The following is an 18,025-nucleotide window of genomic DNA, read 5'->3' as shown; positions in this document are numbered from 1 at the left end:
ACGCCCGGTTTGCGCGGCATAACCGGGCGTTCCTGCGTCATCGCGGCAAAGTGCGGCGGACTTGACCTAAATCAAATCCCCTCCTGTCGCGTCGGGCTATAGCTGACGCACGATCAACGAACGGACTTCCAAATTGACGCAGGGCCGCCTTGCCGGTTGTCGGTGGGGTGCGAGAGTCAGTATAGTGATTTCAGAAATTTCTGAAATCACAGATGCAACGGAAACCACTATGAACCTTCCGCCTCTCGTCCAGTCCTTCGTTCTCCACTTCGGCGAAATGGGATCTCGCTGGGGAATCAACCGCACGGTCGGCCAGATCTATGCGCTGCTTTTCGTCTCGCCGGCGCCGCTCTGTGCGGAGGAGATTGCCGACTCGCTCGGCATCTCGCGCTCCAATGTTTCGATGAGCCTGCGCGAACTTCAGGCATGGAACCTCGTCCTTCTCAAACACAAGCCGGACGACCGCCGCGATTTCTTCACGACGCCCGATGATGTCTGGCTGATCTTGCAGACGCTTGCCGAGGAACGAAAGAAGCGTGAAGTGGATCCGACACTGTCGGTTCTGCGCGAGATCCTCATGCAGCGCCCCGCCAGCGAGGCCGAACGGCACGCGCAGCAGCGCATGAGCGAAATGCACACGCTGATCGAGCAGCTGACCCATTGGTACGAGGACGTTAAACAGCTGGAAACCGAAAGGCTCGCGACGCTCCTTTCGCTGGGCGCGAAAGTGACGAAGCTTCTGGAGGCCAAGGACCGGGTGGTTTCGCTCGGCCGCAGCCGCCGGCCGAATCCTGCGAACAAAAGTTAGCGCCATGGGCACTGCTTTCTTCGACGTGAAGGACAGGGGGGAGACCAAGCCGGCACTGAACGGCGATGTCTCGCCCATCACCGGTCCGGATGATGCGAAAAGAGGGATGCGCCGAGCGGCGATGCTGCAGGCACTCGCCGCCGCGATCTGGATTCCGCAGGCCGGGTTACTGGCCGTCTCGGTCGGCCGCATCGCCGATGGCGGCGGATTGCAAGGCGTTGTCTCGCCGGCCATCGGCATTCTTCTTCTCGGACTGGCAAGAAGCTGTCTCGACGCGACCGGCGGCCGCCTGGCCTTTCATGTCGCGCGCGCCGAGCTTAGCCGCAGGCGGCGGAGCGCCGCTGCGGCGCTCTCCACGTCGTCGCCGATCGATCGGGGCCGGCCGGCCTCCGGCAAAGCCGCCAGCGTGCTGGGCGAGCAGGCTGAACTCATCGTGCCCTATCTCGCCCGTTTCCAGCCGGCGCGGGTGAAGGCGAGCCTCGTGCCGCTCATCATCCTTGCCGTTGTCCTTCCGGTCTCCTGGATTGCCGCGCTGGTGCTGTTGTTCGCCGCGCCGCTGATCCCGATGTTCATGGCGCTGATCGGCTGGCGTGCTCAGGCGGCCGGCGAAAGACAGCTTATTGCCACTGGCGGCCTCAACGGCTTCCTGCTCGATCGGCTGCGCGGACTGGCGACGATCCGTGCGCTCGAGGCGGTGGATGCGACCGCGCTCAGGCTGCGCCGCGAGGCGGAGTCGCTGCGTGCGCGCACCATGGCGGTGCTGAAGATTGCCTTTCTTTCCTCGGCCGTGCTCGAACTTTTCGCCGCGTTAGGTGTGGCGATGATCGCCGTCTATGTCGGTTTCAGCCTGCTTGGCGAGATCCGCTTCGGCACCTGGGCAGGCCGGCTCGACCTGACCGAGGGATTGTTCATACTGCTGCTGGCGCCGGCCTTCTTCGAGCCGCTGCGCGAGCTTTCGGCGGTCTGGCACGATCGGGCCGCCGGCGAAGCGGCGCTGAAAGCCATGGACGCCTTGGCTGCCGGTGGTCTGTCCATTCGAGGATCGGCCGAAGCCGCGACAGCGCCTTCTCTCGCAGCGCCGGACATCCGTCTTGAGAATGTCGATTTCCGCTACGCCGCCGATGAGCCGCTGGTCCTCTGCGGCTTCGATCTCGATATTGCCGCCGGTGAACATCTGGCGCTTCTCGGCGCCAGCGGTTCCGGTAAATCGACGCTTCTTTCACTGATGGCGGGGCTGGCGCCCTGCACTGGCGGCCGCATCGTCATCGGCGGCGTTGAACTTGCGGATGACACCGCCGCGCTCTTGCGCGGCGCCATGGCGTGGATCGGCCAGAAGCCGCATATTTTTGCCGGCACCATTACAGGCAACATCACGCTCGGCAGGCCCGGCATCCCACGCGGCGATGTGACGGGTGCAGTTGATGCGGCGAGACTGGAAAAGGTAGCCGCCGCCTATGGCGGCCGACCGCTCGGCGAAGGCGGCACCGGCATTTCCGGCGGCGAGGCACTGCGGCTTGCGATCGCCCGCGCCGCCTGCAATCCGCATCTGAGGATCATCCTGGCTGACGAGCCGACCGCGCATCTCGATGTCGCCACCGCCGCCGAAGTGACGGAAAGTCTGCTTTCGCTTTCCAAGGGGCGCACCTTGATCGTTGCCACCCATGATCCGCTGTTGGCCGCGCGCATGCACCGTACCATGCGCATCGACGCCGACTTTATTGTGAGGGAGGCCGCGGAGTGACCACATTCACTGCAGACCTCAAGCCGATCCTGCGCCTGTTCTTTGCCGAGCGCCGGCGTGCGCTGCTGCTCGGCGCTGCACTTTCGGCAGCGACGGTTACGGCGGGCATTGCTCTGCTCGGCCTGTCCGGCTGGTTCATCACCGCCACGTCGCTTGCCGGCCTTTCGACCGCTGCCGCCGTCACCTTCGACGTCTTCGCACCGTCAGCCGGGATCCGCCTGCTCGCCATCATCAGGACGGCGGCACGGTATGGTGAAAGGCTGGCGACCCATGACGCGACGCTCGGCGTGCTGGCCGCTCTTCGCGAAAGATTGTTTCGCGGCTTCGCCGAACCGGGTGCCGCACGCACGCTCCTGCATCGTCCGGCAAGGCTGCTCTTCCGGCTGACGGCCGATATCGATGCGCTCGACTCTCTTTATCTCAGAATCCTTGTGCCGGCCGCGGTGGCGATCGCTGCTGCCCTTGCGGCAAGCCTCGTGCTGGGCCTCATGCATCCGCTGTTCGGCCTGTTCTTCGGCGTCTTTCTCGCCGGCGCCGGCCTCGGCCTGCCCTTGATTGCTGCTCGGGCGGCGCGCCAACATGCCCACAGGCGCGCCCATGGCATCGAGACACTGCGGTCGCGGACGATCGATCTCGTCGCCGGTCAGACCGACCTGTTGATGGCCGGCCGGCTTGCCGCACAGAGGAGCGCGATCGCTGCGGCCGACCGCTATGCCGGCCGCGCCGACGACCAGCTGAACCGCGTCGAAACCGGCCTGACATTCGGCTTCGGCCTCGTCTCCACCCTGCTATTGACGGCGTCGCTGCTGGCCGTCGCCGCCCTTGCGGACACCAAGGCGATTACCACGCCGGTTGCAGCCCTCGGCCTGCTCGTCGCCTTTGCGGCCGTCGAACCCTTTGCGGCGCTGCGTCGCGGCGCCCTTGACCTCGGCAGGACGCTGCTTGCGGCAAGGCGCCTCGCGCCGCGGCTTGCCGTCGCCGTCGCATACGAACCAGTGGCCCCTCCCCTCCCGGGATACGCCGTCTCGCTGGCTGACGTGTCCGCCTTCCATGAAGGCTCCAACGCGGTGGTGCTCAAGGATATTGATCTTGCGCTCCGCCAGGGCGAACGCCTCGCCGTCATCGGCAGCAGCGGCGCCGGCAAGTCGAGCCTGCTTGCTTTGCTTTCCGGGGAGTTGCCGGCCAGGACGGGAAGCATTGCAGCGACGCCGGCGACGCTGCTGACACAACGGACGGAACTCTTTGAGGATAGCCTGCGGGGTAACCTTACCCTTGCCGACCCGAACGCAAGCGAGGCGCGTCTTCGGGAGGTGCTTGCTGCCGCCGGTCTGCTTGCCGATGTCGAGGCCATGCCGCGGGGGATCGATACACGGCTCGGCGAAGGCGGGCTTGGCCTTTCCGGCGGCCAGTCGCGCCGGCTGGCGCTTGCCCGGCTCTTCCTGCGCGACACGCCGCTCTGGCTGCTCGACGAACCGACCGAGGGCCTCGACGGTGCCACCGCCCGCGACGTGCTCGGTCGTCTGTCGGCGATGGCGGCAGGCCGCTCGCTGGTGATCGCGACTCACATCCGCCGCGAGGCTGCGATCGCCGACCGCATCGCCGTCATCGAAGGTGGCCGCATCTTAGAAATTTCGCGCCGTGGAGAAGCGGCGTTCGAAAAGGCGCTCGACCGGCTTCGGCCGGATTGAGTGAGATCGCATGCCCTCAAGCGCCGGCCGGCGCTTGGGAACGCTCCGTACCCCGTGGGACCGTGGGAGAAGACAATGGAACTAGACATCGTCGCGCTATCGCGCTTCCAATTCGCGCTGACGGCGCTTTACCACTTCCTGTTCGTGCCGCTGACGCTCGGCCTGTCCGTGCTCTTGGCGATCATGGAAACCGTCTATGTCATGACCGGCCGCCAGATCTGGCGGCAGATGACGAAATTCTGGGGCACGCTGTTCGGCATTAATTTCGTGCTCGGCGTCGCCACCGGCATCGTCATGGAATTCCAGTTCGGCATGAACTGGAGCTATTACAGCTATTATGTCGGCGACATCTTCGGCGCGCCGCTGGCGATCGAAGGCCTGATGGCCTTCTTCCTCGAGGCGACCTTCGTCGGCCTGTTCTTCTTCGGCTGGGACAAGCTGTCGAAGGTCGGCCATCTCCTTGCCACCTGGGCGGTGGCGCTCGGTTCGAACTTCTCCGCACTTTGGATCCTCATTGCCAACGGCTGGATGCAGAATCCGGTGGGATCGGCGCTCAATCCGCAGACGATGCGCATGGAGATCACCAGCTTCTTCGACGTTGTCTTCAATCCGGTGGCCCAGGCGAAATTCGTTCATACGGTCTCGGCGGGTTATGTCTGCGCCTCGATCTTCGTGCTCGGCGTCTCGGCCTGGTATGTGCTGAAGGGCCGCCATATCGAGCTTGCCAAGCGCTCGATGACGGTCGCCGCCGCCTTCGGCCTCGCCTCGGCCCTTTCAGTCGTCGTGCTCGGCGACGAGAGCGGTTATCTCGCGACCGAAAACCAGAAGATGAAGCTCGCCGCTATCGAAGGCATGTGGAAGACGGAGGCGGCTCCGGCCGCTTTCACCGCCTTCGGCTTCCCCGATCAGGAGGCGCGCGAGACGCATTTCGCCGTGCATATTCCCTGGGTGATGGGCCTGATCGGCACACGGTCGCTGACGACCGAAATCCCCGGCATCGACAAGCTCGAACAGCAGGCCGAGGTGCGAATCCGCGACGGCATCAAGGCTTACGAGGCGCTGATGCAGATCCGTGGGGCGCCGGAGCAGGACCAGGTCGCGCAGGAGGTGCGCAGCTCCTTCGAGGATCTCGGCCATGATCTCGGCTACGCGCTTCTCCTGAAGCGCTATGTCGACGATCCGCGCCAGGCGACCGACGCGCAGATCGCCCAGGCGGCGCGTGACACGATCCCGCATGTACCGACGCTCTTCTGGTCCTTCCGCATCATGGTCGGCCTCGGCATTTTCTTCATCCTCTTGACCGCCACTTTCTTCTGGCTGTCGGCCCGGCGCCATCTCGATAAATATCCGCTGCTGCTGAAGGTTGCCGTGCTGGCAATCCCCCTACCCTGGGTCGCCATCGAGCTCGGCTGGGTCGTCGCCGAATTCGGCCGCCAGCCCTGGGTGATCGAAGGCGTGCTGCCGACGGCTGCCGCCGTCTCCAGCCTCGGCGCCGGCACCGTGCTTTTGACGATCATCGGTTTTGCTGCGCTTTACACCGTGCTGATCGTCATCGAGATGAGCCTGATGATCAAGGCGATCCGCCAGGGGCCGGAACCGGACGACGAGCCGGAAGCGGTGCTGATTTCCGAAACCCTCGTCCCGGCCGCGGAGTGACCTGCCATGATCCTTCACGAACTCATCGATTACGAAACCCTGCGCCTCATCTGGTGGCTGCTGCTCGGCGTGATATTGATCGCTTTTGCAACGACAGACGGCTTCGATCTCGGCGTCGGCACGCTTCTGCCCTTCGTCGCCAGGACCGACGCGGAGCGGCGCGTGGCGATCAACACGATCGGGGCCACCTGGGAAGGCAATCAGGTCTGGCTGATCCTCGGCGGCGGTGCCATCTTCGCCGCTTGGCCGCCGCTTTATGCGGTCTCTTTCTCGGGCTTCTATCTGGCAATGTTCGCGGTCCTCCTCGCGCTCATCCTGCGCCCGGTCGGCTTCAAATACCGGTCGAAACGGGAAAGCGCCCGCTGGCGCAACGGCTGGGACTGGGCGCTCTTCGTCGGCGGTTTCGTGCCGGCACTGATCTTCGGCGTTGCCGTCGGTAATGTGCTGCAGGGCGTGCCCTTCCGCTTTGCCGACGACATGCGGATTTTTTACGAAGGCTCGTTCTTCGCCCTGCTCAACCCCTATGCGCTGCTTTGCGGGCTCTTGTCCGTCGCCATGTTGACGATGCACGGCGCCGCTTGGCTGGTCTTGAAGGCGAGCGGGCCGGTGGCGGAGCGGGCGAGAAGCTATGGCAGCATCGCCGCCCTTGCCGCCATCGTGCTCTTTGCCCTCGGCGGCCTCTTCCTATGGACCGGCGTTGGCGGCTATCGCATCACCAGCGATATCAGCCCAATCGGACCGTCAAACCCGCTGCTGAAGAGCGTGGTGATCGAGAATGGTGCATGGCTTGCCAATTACAACGCCCATCCGTGGACGATCCTGGCGCCCGTCCTAGGCTTTGCAGGTGCGGCACTGGCCTTCCTCGCAATGCGGGCAGGACGCGAGGTGACGACGCTCATCTTCAGCAAGGTGGCGATACTGGGCATCATCTCCACGGTCGGTCTGGCGATGTTCCCGTTCATCCTGCCCTCCTCGCTCGATCCGCGATCGAGCCTGACGGTCTGGGATGCATCCTCCAGCCATATGACGCTGTTCATCATGCTTGTCGTGACTGTGATCTTCCTGCCGATCATCGTCGCCTACACCGCCTGGGTCTACAAGGTTTTGTGGGGCAAGGTCGACGAGAAATCCGTCACCGACAAGAACAGTCACGCCTACTGAGGGAGACGAAACGATGTGGTATTTCGCGTGGATCCTCGGCCTGCCGCTGGCCGCCGCCTTCGCCGTCCTCAACGCCATGTGGTATGAACTGATGGACGACGCCGCCAAGAAGAAGGCGTCCGAAACGTTGAAATAGTGATGGAAAGGGCGCGGCTTCCAACCGCGCCCTTTCTTCTTTTCTCAGCCTTCCAGCCACTTCACCTGATCAGCTGTCAGCCGGATGTCGAGCGCCGAGAGGCTATCCTCCAGCTCCGCGACGGTGCGCGGCCCGATCAGCGGGATGACCGGGAAGGGCTGGGCGATGACATAGGCGAGCGCGATGTGGATTGGGTTGCGGCCGAGCTTGTCGGCAAGCTCGATGGCGCGGTCGCGGCGTCCGAAATTGCGCTCAGAATACCAGACGCGGACGATCTCCTCATCGTCTCGCTTGTCGCGGCCGGCGCGGTCGGTAAAGAAGCCGCGGCCCTGGCTCGACCAGGCAAAGTTCGGGATCTGCTTCTCGTTCAGCCACTTTTTCCAGTCGTCGTCGGAAGCGGCAACGCAGCCGGCCCAGATCGGATCGAGCATTTCCGCAAGCGAGAAGTTGTTGGAGAGTGCGGCCGGCGCCGCCTTGCCGGTCCTTTCGGCATAGGCGATCGCTTCGTCGAAACGCGCTCGCGTCCAGTTCGAGCCGCCGCAGATGCCGCGGATGCGGCCGCGCTTGACCTCGGCATCCATGGCATCGACGAACTCGCCGACCGGCACGTCGGTATTGTCGCGATGCATGAAATAGACGTCGACATAGTCGGTCTTCAGCCGGGCGAGCGATTGATCGAGCTGTTTTGCAATCATATCGGGGTAGCAGAGCGGCGAATGGGCGCCCTTGCCGATCAGCACGATCTCCTCGCGCGGCACTTTGCGGCTGGTGTGCCAGTCACCGAAGATCGCCTCCGTCTTGCCTGCGCCATAGACAAAGGCCGTATCGAAGGCATTGCCCCCCGCCTCGTAAAAGGCGTCAAGCGTCAGCGAGGCGGCAGCGAAATTCGGGAAGAACTCGAAGCCGAGTGTCACGACCGAAGCCGGCTTGGAAATGCCGGGAATCTGGCGCTGCGGAATGCTATTGCCGCGCGTGACCGCGCCGCCGGCAATATTGTTCGTGCGCTTCACCGCCTTCTCGACACCATATTCGAGACCGACCGAGGCGCGCCATTGGTCGAGCACGCGCAGGTTTCCGATCGAATCCGCCCAGCTCATACCGGGAGTGCTGAACTCGGTTTTGCCGGCGCGGATGGCGTCGCCCGCCGCATCGGCCTCAAAGGAATAGAGCCAGCGATCTTCCTTGACCTCGATCGTCTCCTGTTTGCCGCCCTTGAAGATTTCGATCTTGCCGACGCCGCCCTTGTGGCCGGAGGCGAACCAGAAGTCGGCGACCTCGATCCGGCCCTCGGAGCCGATGATACGCAGGACGTTGTCCTGCTGCGCCATGATCGAGCAGGAGACTTCGGCGATGATCTCGTTCGGGAATTTCAGCACGGCCGACGCCCATTCATCGACGCCGCTCTCTCCGAGATGGGCGACGCCCGAAACCTTTTCTGGTTCGAGGAAGGCCTTGCCCTCGGCGGCGCCGGCGATCAGCCTGGCCATCGAGACCGGATAGCCGCCGACATCGAGAATGCCACCGCCGGCGGTATCATTGGCGAATAGCCGGTGTTCCGGCTTATAGCTGCCCATGTTGAAGCCGAAGCTCGAGCGGATGATGCGCAGGGTGCCGATGACGCCGCTCTTGACGAGTTCGACCAGCTTCGCCGTCTGCGGATGCACGCGGTACATGAAGGCCTCGCCGGCAAAGACGCCGGCCTTCTTGGCTTCATAGTAGACAGCCTCGGCATCATAGGCCGACAGCGCGATCGGCTTTTCCACCAGGATGTGTTTGCCGGCGCGCGCAGCCTTGATCGCCCATTCGGCATGGCCGGTATGAGGCACGGAAATATAGACCGCATCAACCTCGGGGTCGGAAAGCAGCGCCTCATAGCCGTTTACGATGCGGGCGCCGGGGAAAGCTTCGGCAAGTCCCGGCTTGGAAGGATTGCGGGTGGCGATTGCCACCAGCTTGCCGGTGCGCGAATGGGCGACGCCGTCTGCAAAGGTGCGAGCGATGGTGCCGGGGCCGATGATGCCCCAGCGGATCGGTTGATCGGAAGTCATGAAAACCTCTTTCGTCTTTCTGCCTTGGGAGGGGTTTAACGAAGCCGGTTGCCGGCGCCGTCGAAAAGGAATGTGCGGCTTGCGGGAAAGCCTACCGTCAGCGTTTCGCGATTGCCGGCGACACGCGATTCCGGCCGCTCGATGATCAGCTGCTCGCTGCCGATGGCGGCGTAGATGTAGCTTGTGTTGCCGAGATGTTCGGCAACGTCGACAGCGACGGTAAGATCGGCGTCACCCGCGCCGGCATCGACGAAATGTTCGGGACGGATGCCGAGCGTCACTTTCGCACCGGCTTCGACAGGATCGGCAATGGCCAGCGGCAGGCGCATATTGCCGTCGCTTTCCAGTGCGATCACCGCCCTGCCCGGCTGCGTCTCGACCACCACGGCCTTGAGAAAATTCATCTTCGGCGAGCCGACGAAGCCGGCGACGAACTGGTTGGCGGGATCGTCGTAGAGGTCAAGCGGCGCGCCGATCTGTTCGATATTGCCGGCGCGGAGCACGACGATCCGGTCGGCAAGCGTCATCGCCTCCGTCTGGTCGTGGGTGACATAGATCATCGTCGTGCCGAGCTGCTTGTGCAGCCTTGAGATCTCGACGCGCATCTGCACGCGCAGTTCCGCGTCGAGGTTCGACAAAGGCTCGTCGAACAGGAAAACCTCGGGTTCGCGGACGATGGCGCGGCCGATCGCGACACGCTGACGCTGGCCGCCGGAAAGCTGCTTCGGACGGCGCTTCATCAGCTCGGTGATCTGCAGGATTTCCGCAACACGGCCCACGCGACGCTCGGTGTCGGCTTTCGGATTGCCGTTCATGCGCAGGCCGAAGCTCAAATTCTCCTCAACGGTCAGGTGCGGATAGAGCGCATAGGACTGGAAGACCATGGCGATGCCGCGGTCGGCCGGCTCGACGTCGTTGACGATCTTGCCGGCGATCCGAAGCTCGCCCGATGTAATATCCTCCAATCCGGCGATCATCCTGAGCAGCGTGGACTTGCCGCAGCCGGAGGGGCCGACGAAGACGACGAATTCGCCGTCCTTGACCTCCAGATTGGCGCCATGGATGATCTCAAAGCCGCCGAAGCGCTTGACGATGTTGCTAAGTGAAAGCTCTGCCATGCGGCCCCCCGATTACTTGATTGCGCCGGCCGCGATGCCGGCGATGAAATGGCGCTGGAGAGCCACGAATACGACGAGGATCGGCGCCGTCAGCAGCACCGCGCCGGCCATGATGCCACCCCAGGAAACCTTGGTGAGGCCGATCAGCGTTCCCAATGCCACCGGCGCCGTCATCATCCCCGGTCTGGAATTGATGAGCAGCGGCCAGAGGTAATTGTTCCACGAATGCAGGAAGAGAATGATCGCCAAAGCTGCCATCGTCGGGCGCGCCAGCGGCAGGGCGATGCGCAGGAAGATCTGCCATTCCTTGACGCCCTCGACGCGGGCCGCGTCGAAGAGTTCGCCCGGCATCATCGAGAAGGACTGCCGCATGAATAGGACGCCGAGCGAATTGAAGAGCGGCGGCACGATCAGAGCCACCCAGGTGTTTGCCAGCTTGAACTCGCGCGCCACCATGATGAATTGCGGGATGACGACCACGGAGAAGGGAAGCGTGATCGTGCCGAGGATGATGGCGATGACGACGGCGCGGCCGACGAAACGGTAACGCGCCAGCGCCCAGCCGGCCATCGAAGTCAGCATCACCGAGAGCACGGTATAGATGAGCGCCACGCCGATGGAGATCACCATTGCCCCGATGAAATCGGTATCGGCCTGCAGATTCTTAAAATTCTCGACGAAGTTGGTCGACGGCCACAGCACGATGTCTGGGCTGAAAATGCCGTTGTCCGGCATTGTCGAGAAGACGAACATCATCCAGAGCGGAAACAGCCAGATCAGCGCCAGCGGCGCCAGCACGGCGTGCAGCGCGATCTGACGGGCGAGAAGGGATTGCGATTTGGATTTCATTTCGGATCCCTCCCGATCCAGAGATTGAGAAGAGAAATCACCACGGCGAGAGCAGCCATCGTATAGGCGATTGCCGAGGCATAACCGAAGTTCAGCGCCGTGAAACCCTGGCGATAGAGGAAGAGGCCGAGTGTTTCCGTGCCGCCGCCCGGACCGCCGCGATTGGTGATGAGGAAGGGTTCGGTGAAGAGCTGCATGGTGCCGATCACCGAGAGCACCACACAGAAGAGGATGATCGGTTTCAGGAGCGGCAGGGTGATGTGGAAGAATTGCTGCACCTTGCTCACCCGGTCGAGCGTCGCCGCCTCGTAGACATCGTCGGGAATGGCCTGCAGGCCGGCAAGGATGATGATGGCGTTATAGCCCGCCCAGCGCCATGTGACGGCGAGGATGATCACTGCCATCGCAGCATTGGCGTTGTCGAACCAGGAGATCGGGCTGAAGCCAACCGCTGAAATCATCTTGTTGATGATGCCGAAATCGAGGCTGAACATCAGCCGAAAGACGGCCGCATAAGCGACCTCGCCGACGACGACAGGTGCGAAGAAGGCGAAACGGAAAAGCGGGCGCGCTTTCAACAGCGGCGAATTGAGCATGACGGCCATGACCGTCGCCAGCGCGATCATCACGGGCACCTGGATCACCAGGATGATCAGCGTGTTGTAAAGAGCATTATAGAAGGCCGGATCGTAAAAGAGCCGGCCCCAATTGGCCTGGAAGCTGTATTTCCACGGGTTGATGCGCGTGTTCTGAAAGGAAATCAAGAACGAATTGATGATCGGCCAGACCCAGAAGGTGGCAAAGATCAGCAGATAGGGGGCGAGGAACGCATAGGCGCTCCGGGTTCTGAACGGCATCGAGCCTCCTCCTTACGAACGAATGACCAGCCGCGTTGCAAACCGGGGAAAGCCGGGCGCTTCGGGCGCCCGGCATCGTCATTCATTGCGCGATAGGAAGTCCGGTTGCCGAAGCGATCTGGTTGGCGGCGTCGTCGAGAGCCGCCTTCGCATCGGGATAGCCGCCGGCGAAGAATTTTGCCTGCGTTGCCCTGAAGATGCCCTCGGCATCACTCTGGAAGGCGGTGCCGCGGCTCGGCACGATCTTCGGCAGTGTCGCGAGGATATCGGCCCAGACTTTCTGACCGCCCCAATAGGGCTGCGGCTCGTTGACGAAGGGATCCTTTTCAGCAGAAAGCAGCGACGGAACCAGGCCGAATTCCTTCAGCATGGTGACCTGACCCTCGGTCGTACCAAGGGCGTAGTTGACGAATTTCCAGGCCGCCTCCTTGTTTGCCGAGGCCGCCGAGATGGCGAGCGACGAACCGCCGAGATTGGCGGCATGGGGACCGTCGGCCGTCAGGCTCGGCATTCTGTAAACGCCCCATTTTCCCTTGAGATCGGGAGAGGTCGAGCGCACGGTGCCTTCATACCAGCCGCCATAGAGCTGGCTTGCCGCTTTGCCGGCCGTGTTGGCCTGGATCTTCTCGTCCCAGTTGGCGGACGTCAGCGTGCCGGCATCCTTCATCTCCTTCACCTTCTGCAGCGCAGCGACGCAGGCCGGCTGGTTGATGGTGATGTTCTGGCCGTCGGTCGAGAAATAGCCGCAGCCCTGCTCGTTGGCGATCATGCGGAACCATTCGCTGTCGCCGTTAAAATCGGCCTGCGCCATCACGACACCGGGATTGGCGGCCGAGATCTTCTTGCCGGCGGCGATGAAATCGTCCCAGGTGCTGATCGTGCTCGGATCGACGCCGGCCTTCTCGTAGAAATCACGGCGATAGAAAACGGCGACGGGGCCGGAATCCCACGGCATGGCATAAGCAACATCGCCGACCTCGAGTTCGGTGCGCTTGAAGTCAGGGAATTTCGCCTGAATATCGGCGGTGTAGCCGAGCTCTTTCAGATTGGCGAAGCAATCCGGGAAACGGCTCCAGAAGATTTCAGCTTCGAAATTCTCGATGCTGACAATGTCGGGCAGGCCGTCGCCGCCGGCAGCGCAGGCTGCAAGCGTCTTGTCGAAGACCTGGCTGTTTCCGAGGTCCTCGACGGTGATCTTGATGTCGGGATATTGTTTGTTGAAGCCCGGCAGCGTGGATTTCAATGCCGACGCGGCGACGTTCCAGCTCCAGATGGTCAGATTGGCCGACTGCGCGAAGGCGGAGCCGGAAGCAAGCAGTGCAACAGCTGCGGTCGCAGCGAGAAGTTTGAAGCGCATTGAAAATCCTCCCTTTTCAATTGCCGATCTTTCACGAACGCGGTTAGACTATCCGCAAGGGAGCGGCTGTCTCCTAAAAAGGGAATATGGATTTGGCGGAAAGTAAGGTCGGTACGCGTGCAATCTATCAGCCCGGCGCAAGCAGCATCGAGGGTTCGCCGACGGCGCTGCAGATGTTTCATGCCCACCCGCCCATCATGGCCATGCCGCACTGGCACGCGCAGGTCGAGGTCAATTATGTGATTCGCGGCACCGTGCACTACCGCATGAACGATCACGAATTTCGGCTGAACGCCGGCCAGATGTGCCTTTTCTGGGGTGGCCAGCCGCATCAGATGGACGAATCCTCGGATGATTCGCTCTATGCAGGGGCCCATCTGCCGCTGGTCTATTTCTTCCGGCTGCGTCTGCCGATCAGCATTTCCAGCCGGCTGATGAAGGGCGAGACGCTGCTGACGTCGGCGACCGATGCCGCCGACAGAGAAAACTTCGCCCGCTGGGTCCGCTACTCCAATTCAGGCGATTCCGCCAAGGCCCAGCACGCCGTCGACGAACTGCTGCTGCGCATCGAGCGCATTGCGCTCGAACCCTACTCGATGGCGACGTCGAAGACGACCACCAGTCTTGAAGGCGACCAGCCGCATCCGCATTCCTCGCGCAGCGTCGCGCGCATGTGCGATTTCATCGCTGCCAATTTCCTGCAGGACATCGATTCGGTCGACATCGCTCGCGCCGCCGACCTGCATCCGAAATATGCGATGAACCTGTTCAAGCGATCGACCGGCATGACGCTCAGCAAATATGTGACGCTGCTCAGGCTGTCGCGCGCTCAGGCGATGCTGATGAGCGAGGGCGCCAACGTGCTGCAGGTGGCGATGGACAGCGGTTTCGGCTCGATCAGCGCCTTCAACAAATCCTTCCGCCACATCGCCGGCATGTCGCCGTCGGATTTCCGGCGCGATATCAGGCTGGTGACGACGATGCCCGCCGGCGCCTTCCGCAATTGAATCATGTCCGCCTCGGCTGTCCTGCAAGCGCCGCGTTATCTTTTTTCAGCGAGTTCTATCTGAATTCCATCGGGATCGCGCAGGAAAGCGACCTTGTGCAGCACTTCGGCGTTAACAGCCAGACGCGGCCGTTCTTTGATCTCGACGCCGGCTCTTTCGAGACGAGCGAAGGTCTCCGCGACATTTTCGAACAGGAAGGTCAGGTGGCGCAGGCCGGCGGTATCGTCCGGCACATCTACCGCCCTCCCCGCACCACCCGCCGGCGCAAAAATTTCAAGCATGCTGCCGCCGGCGTCGAGAAAGGCGACCTGAGAGCCGTCGGCCATCATCTTGCGCAGATGCAGGCGCAGGCCGAGCAGGCCGCAATAGAAGTCGACCGCGCGGTCCATATCGCTGACCGTCATGCCGACATGCTCGAAGGATTTTAGCATGGGTGCTTCTTTCTGTTCCGTTTGCGAGAAATTTCATCGACGGCCCTGGAATTTCAAGGGTGAGCGAAGATTGCTGGGGGCGGCAGACGGGTGGCTTGTGCTCCATCGCGGCCATCGGCTAGGCTGCCGATTGAGAGATGGAGCGACCCAAAGCAATGCATGTTCGAAGAGCGGTAGCCGCCGACGCGGAGGAACTGTGCGGTCTCCTGAACGAGATCATCCTGGCCGGTGGAACAACCGCGCTCGAGACGCCGCTTACGGCCGCGGAATTCGCAGACTGGTTCATCGACGGTGAGTTTCCCCTTGTCTGCCATGTCGCCGAGCATGATCGGTCGCTTGTCGGCTTTCAGTCGTTGAGCGTGCACGGCGATCCGCCGAAGGGTTATGCCGATATCGCAACATTTGCCCGCATGAGCCCGAGGATTTCCGGCGCCGGGAGCGCCCTTTTTCCGGCGACGCGGGCAGCCGCCGAAGCGCTCGGGCTTAAATTCATCAATGCGACCATTCGCGCCGACAATATCGGCGGACTTGCCTATTACGCCAAGATGGGCTTCGAGCCCTATGACAGGCTCGTCCAGGTTCCGCTTCTGGATGGAACACCGGTCGACCGGATCAAGAAGCGTTTCAGAGTGGGTGTCGAACGCCGTCCAACATCCTCCGTTTGACTGTGCCGAAGCCGGCCTCGGAATGATCCGAGGCCAAAGCATCGCCCTTCCCTTTCGCTCACAGCCCGGGAGCCGCCTGTTATTCCTGCGGAAGCCAGGAGCGGTAGAGCGGGTGATCGGCGGCGATCGGCATCGGTGTCGGCTTGCCGGTGCGCTGCGAGAAATAAGCGGCTGTCACCAACTCCAGCGAATTGCGGGCATCCTCCAGCGTCACGGGCGGGTCCTTGTCCTCGATGATCGCCTGGTGGAAGAGCTCGAATTGGCGGGTATAGCCGTCTTCGCCCGGTACATAGGCGGAAAGCGCCGCGTCGATCTTCGCCTGATGCTCCTCGTTTCCTGCCGTGAACACCCAGGGATCGCGGCCCATCGTATAGGGTTCGAGAATGCTTTCGGCGACAAGATCGCTGAAGCAAAAACGCAGCCGCGAGATCTCCTTGCGCGAGCCGAGCGTCATCGACAGCGTCGCCAGAGAACCGTTCTGCATCTTCACTGAAAGCGCGGCCGTATCCTCGACCTCGATCGGGTTGACCAGCGTCGCCCCATAGGAAAACACCTCGGCACAGGGGCCATGCACGTAATTCAGCATGTCATGAGCGTGGATCGCATGGCCGAGAAGGCCGCCGCCGAGCTCGCTCGCCCATTTGCCGCGCCACGGCACGGCGTAATAATCCGGGCCGCGCCACCAATGGGTCTCGATCGTCGTCAGGAACGGCTTGCCGGCCAGACCGCTTTCGATCAGCAGCTTCAGCTTCTGCAGGCCGGAACCGTAGCGATACTGGAAGATCGGCATCAGCTTCCTGCCGGGGAAACGGGCAAGGATGCGCTCCATCTCGTCGACCTCGGCGATCGAGCCGAAGAGCGGCTTCTCGCAGATCACGTGCTTGCCGGATTCGATGCCCTTGCGGCAAAGCTCGAAATGCGAGCTCGGCGGCGTCGAAATATCGATGATGTCGAGATCGTCGCGGGCAAACAGCGAGTCTGCGTCCTGCGTATATTCGTTGATGGCGAACTCTTCGCACAGCGCTTTGCCGCGGTCCTCATCGAGCGAGCAGAGCACTGCAACGTCGAAAAGATCTTTGTTCCAGCCGAAGCCGGTCAGATGCCGCGCGGCAATGCCTGCGCCGATGACGCCGACGCGCAATTTCCTGGTCATGATATCCTCCTCAGCGAGCGCCGATGCGCGCGGCTTTCGTCTGGGCTTCGAGCGAAAGGCGGCAGACTTCGAAAACATGGTCCTGTGTCATCGCCGTCTGCGTGCGGTTGGCGACATCGGCGGTGAAAGCATCGAAATAATCGAGTTTCTCGCCGCTGCAATCGATATGGGTCATCTCCTTGCCGTTGACGAGGAAGAGATGATCCTTGCCCGGCCGGCCGGCAATATCGATATATTTGCGCAGTTCGATATAACCCTCGGTGCCGAGGATGGTGAGCCGTCCGTCGCCCCAGGTCGGCAGCGCCTCCGGGGTGAACCAGTCGACGCGGACATAACCTGCCGCCCTGTCGGAGCGCAGCAGCACTTCGCCGAAATCCTGGAAGGCCGGCTTGTCGGGCATGCCGAAATTGCCGATCGAGCTGGCGATGACCTCCCCCGACGTCGAGCCGGTATAGAACAGGAACTGGTCGACCTGATGCGAGGCGATGTCGACGATGATACCGCCGAAAGCTTCCGGATCGAAGAACCAGTCCGGCCGGGTCGGCAGCTGCAGTCGATGCGGGCCCACGCCGAGCGTCTGGATTACCTTGCCGATTGCGCCGTCGGCGACGAGCTTGCCGGCCTTGACGGCGGAGCGCACGCAGTGGCGCTCGGAAAAGCAGATCGAGAAGATCTTGCCGGTTTCGGCGACGGTCTTCCGGACCTCCTCGAGCTGCGCGAAGGTCGTGACACCAGGCTTATCGGTCATCACGTCCTTGCCCGCTTTCATTGCGCGGATGGCAATCCCGGCGCGGTCGCGTGGGATCGCGGCGATGCAGATGACACCGATCGACGGATCGTCGAACAGCTTTTCGCGATCGATCTGCGGCGCATCCGGATAGATCTTCTCGAACGTCTCACGCAATGCCGGCACCGAGGTCCGAGGGCAGTAGCCGACGAACTCGCCGCCTGCGGCCAGCAATCCCTTCACATGATCGAATGTATGCCCATGGTCGATTCCGACGACGGCAAATCTCAACATCACTGCAATATCCTCCCGGGATTTTCTGAGCGCCGGCTGGCGCCGGCATCCTCCATGTCGGGCAAAACAGATAACGAAACTTGCCTCCTGTCAAGGCGAGATCGAGGCTGAAAGTGTGTATCGATATATGTAAGTGACTGAAATTAAATAGATATTTTGTATCTAAATAGTTATTTAGCAACTTCCGGCGCCGTTTTGCCGACAAGTCGCTCATTCGATCCGATTGGACGAAAGTCTTTTTCTCCAGCATGTCTTGCCCTGTCTGCGTGAATGTGATCGATTTCCGCCGCCGCCGGGTTGGAGGCGGCAACGACCTCGAAGATATTCAA

The 18,025-nt window shown here is 62.2% G+C and carries 17 protein-coding genes; 8 read left to right on the top strand and 9 right to left on the bottom strand.

The features are described from left to right. The first annotated feature begins 229 nt into the window (after positions 1 to 229). From A7X77_RS23510 to cydX, 6 genes are all read left to right on the top strand, one after another. On the top strand, positions 230 to 808 hold the full coding sequence (locus A7X77_RS23510; RefSeq protein WP_064685248.1) for a GbsR/MarR family transcriptional regulator: 579 nt from the start codon (positions 230 to 232) through the stop codon (positions 806 to 808). Positions 809 to 812: 4 nt separating this feature from the next. Beyond that, a complete protein-coding gene (cydD, locus tag A7X77_RS23505) occupies positions 813 to 2,549 on the top strand; it encodes a thiol reductant ABC exporter subunit CydD (protein WP_064685247.1) in 1,737 nt (578 codons plus the stop codon). Beyond that, positions 2,546 to 4,237, top strand: coding sequence for an amino acid ABC transporter ATP-binding/permease protein (locus tag A7X77_RS23500; RefSeq protein WP_064685246.1), 1,692 nt, complete (start codon positions 2,546 to 2,548; stop codon positions 4,235 to 4,237). Before cydD ends, A7X77_RS23500 begins: the two co-directional genes overlap by 4 nt. Positions 4,238 to 4,312: 75 nt before the next feature. Beyond that, positions 4,313 to 5,893, top strand: coding sequence for a cytochrome ubiquinol oxidase subunit I (locus A7X77_RS23495; protein WP_064685245.1), 1,581 nt, complete (start codon positions 4,313 to 4,315; stop codon positions 5,891 to 5,893). Positions 5,894 to 5,899: 6 nt separating this feature from the next. Further along, positions 5,900 to 7,054, top strand: coding sequence for a cytochrome d ubiquinol oxidase subunit II (gene cydB, locus A7X77_RS23490; protein WP_064685244.1), 1,155 nt, complete (start codon positions 5,900 to 5,902; stop codon positions 7,052 to 7,054). 13 nt (positions 7,055 to 7,067) lie between these two features. Further along, a complete protein-coding gene (gene cydX, locus A7X77_RS23485; protein WP_040143024.1) occupies positions 7,068 to 7,190 on the top strand; it encodes a cytochrome bd-I oxidase subunit CydX in 123 nt (40 codons plus the stop codon). 44 nt (positions 7,191 to 7,234) lie between these two features. On the opposite strand, the gene A7X77_RS23480 is transcribed toward cydX, so the two are convergent. The 5 genes from A7X77_RS23480 to A7X77_RS23460 form a co-directional block, all read right to left on the bottom strand. Next, entirely contained in the window at positions 7,235 to 9,238 is a 2,004-nt protein-coding gene (locus A7X77_RS23480) for an aldo/keto reductase (protein ID WP_064685243.1), read from the bottom strand. Between the two features lie 35 nt (positions 9,239 to 9,273). Beyond that, positions 9,274 to 10,356 (bottom strand): ABC transporter ATP-binding protein, encoded by a 1,083-nt coding sequence (locus A7X77_RS23475; protein ID WP_064685242.1) that lies wholly within the window; start codon positions 10,354 to 10,356, stop codon positions 9,274 to 9,276. Between the two features lie 12 nt (positions 10,357 to 10,368). Next, on the bottom strand, positions 10,369 to 11,205 hold the full coding sequence (locus A7X77_RS23470) for a carbohydrate ABC transporter permease (RefSeq protein ID WP_064685241.1): 837 nt from the start codon (positions 11,203 to 11,205) through the stop codon (positions 10,369 to 10,371). Further along, positions 11,202 to 12,062, bottom strand: coding sequence for a carbohydrate ABC transporter permease (locus tag A7X77_RS23465; protein ID WP_064685240.1), 861 nt, complete (start codon positions 12,060 to 12,062; stop codon positions 11,202 to 11,204). Before A7X77_RS23465 ends, A7X77_RS23470 begins: the two co-directional genes overlap by 4 nt. An 82-nt stretch (positions 12,063 to 12,144) precedes the next feature. Then, positions 12,145 to 13,419 (bottom strand): ABC transporter substrate-binding protein, encoded by a 1,275-nt coding sequence (locus tag A7X77_RS23460; RefSeq protein WP_064685239.1) that lies wholly within the window; start codon positions 13,417 to 13,419, stop codon positions 12,145 to 12,147. An 86-nt stretch (positions 13,420 to 13,505) separates the two neighbouring features. On the opposite strand from A7X77_RS23460, the gene A7X77_RS23455 reads away from it, so the two are divergent. Further along, complete coding sequence (locus A7X77_RS23455) at positions 13,506 to 14,426, top strand: helix-turn-helix domain-containing protein (protein WP_064685238.1); 921 nt, start codon at positions 13,506 to 13,508, stop codon at positions 14,424 to 14,426. Positions 14,427 to 14,461: 35 nt separating this feature from the next. Here A7X77_RS23455 and A7X77_RS23450 read toward each other — a convergent pair whose 3' ends face one another. Continuing rightward, positions 14,462 to 14,857 carry a VOC family protein gene (locus A7X77_RS23450; RefSeq protein ID WP_064685237.1) on the bottom strand — a complete coding sequence of 132 codons (396 nt, stop codon included), beginning with the start codon at positions 14,855 to 14,857 and terminating at the stop codon, positions 14,462 to 14,464. A gap of 155 nt (positions 14,858 to 15,012) precedes the next feature. Here A7X77_RS23450 and A7X77_RS23445 point away from each other — a divergent pair, with 155 nt between their 5' ends. Continuing rightward, positions 15,013 to 15,522 (top strand): GNAT family N-acetyltransferase, encoded by a 510-nt coding sequence (locus A7X77_RS23445; RefSeq protein ID WP_064685236.1) that lies wholly within the window; start codon positions 15,013 to 15,015, stop codon positions 15,520 to 15,522. 79 nt (positions 15,523 to 15,601) lie between these two features. On the opposite strand, the gene A7X77_RS23440 is transcribed toward A7X77_RS23445, so the two are convergent. The 3 genes from A7X77_RS23440 to A7X77_RS33175 all read right to left on the bottom strand — a co-directional run bounded on the left by A7X77_RS23440 (position 15,602) and on the right by A7X77_RS33175 (position 18,025). Then, positions 15,602 to 16,675 (bottom strand): Gfo/Idh/MocA family protein, encoded by a 1,074-nt coding sequence (locus tag A7X77_RS23440; protein ID WP_064685235.1) that lies wholly within the window; start codon positions 16,673 to 16,675, stop codon positions 15,602 to 15,604. A 10-nt stretch (positions 16,676 to 16,685) separates the two neighbouring features. Beyond that, positions 16,686 to 17,696: a Gfo/Idh/MocA family protein gene (locus A7X77_RS23435; RefSeq protein WP_064685234.1), complete on the bottom strand. Its 1,011-nt coding sequence runs from the start codon at positions 17,694 to 17,696 to the stop codon at positions 16,686 to 16,688. 170 nt (positions 17,697 to 17,866) lie between these two features. Next, positions 17,867 to 18,025 carry a hypothetical protein gene (locus tag A7X77_RS33175; protein ID WP_156668149.1) on the bottom strand — a complete coding sequence of 53 codons (159 nt, stop codon included), beginning with the start codon at positions 18,023 to 18,025 and terminating at the stop codon, positions 17,867 to 17,869.

The sequence above is a fragment of the Rhizobium bangladeshense genome, from assembly GCF_001662075.1.
Taxonomy (GTDB): Bacteria; Pseudomonadota; Alphaproteobacteria; order Rhizobiales; family Rhizobiaceae; genus Rhizobium; species Rhizobium bangladeshense_B.
The sequence above is the reverse complement of the archived record's forward strand: the minus strand, read 5'-3'. Positions and strand labels throughout refer to the sequence as shown.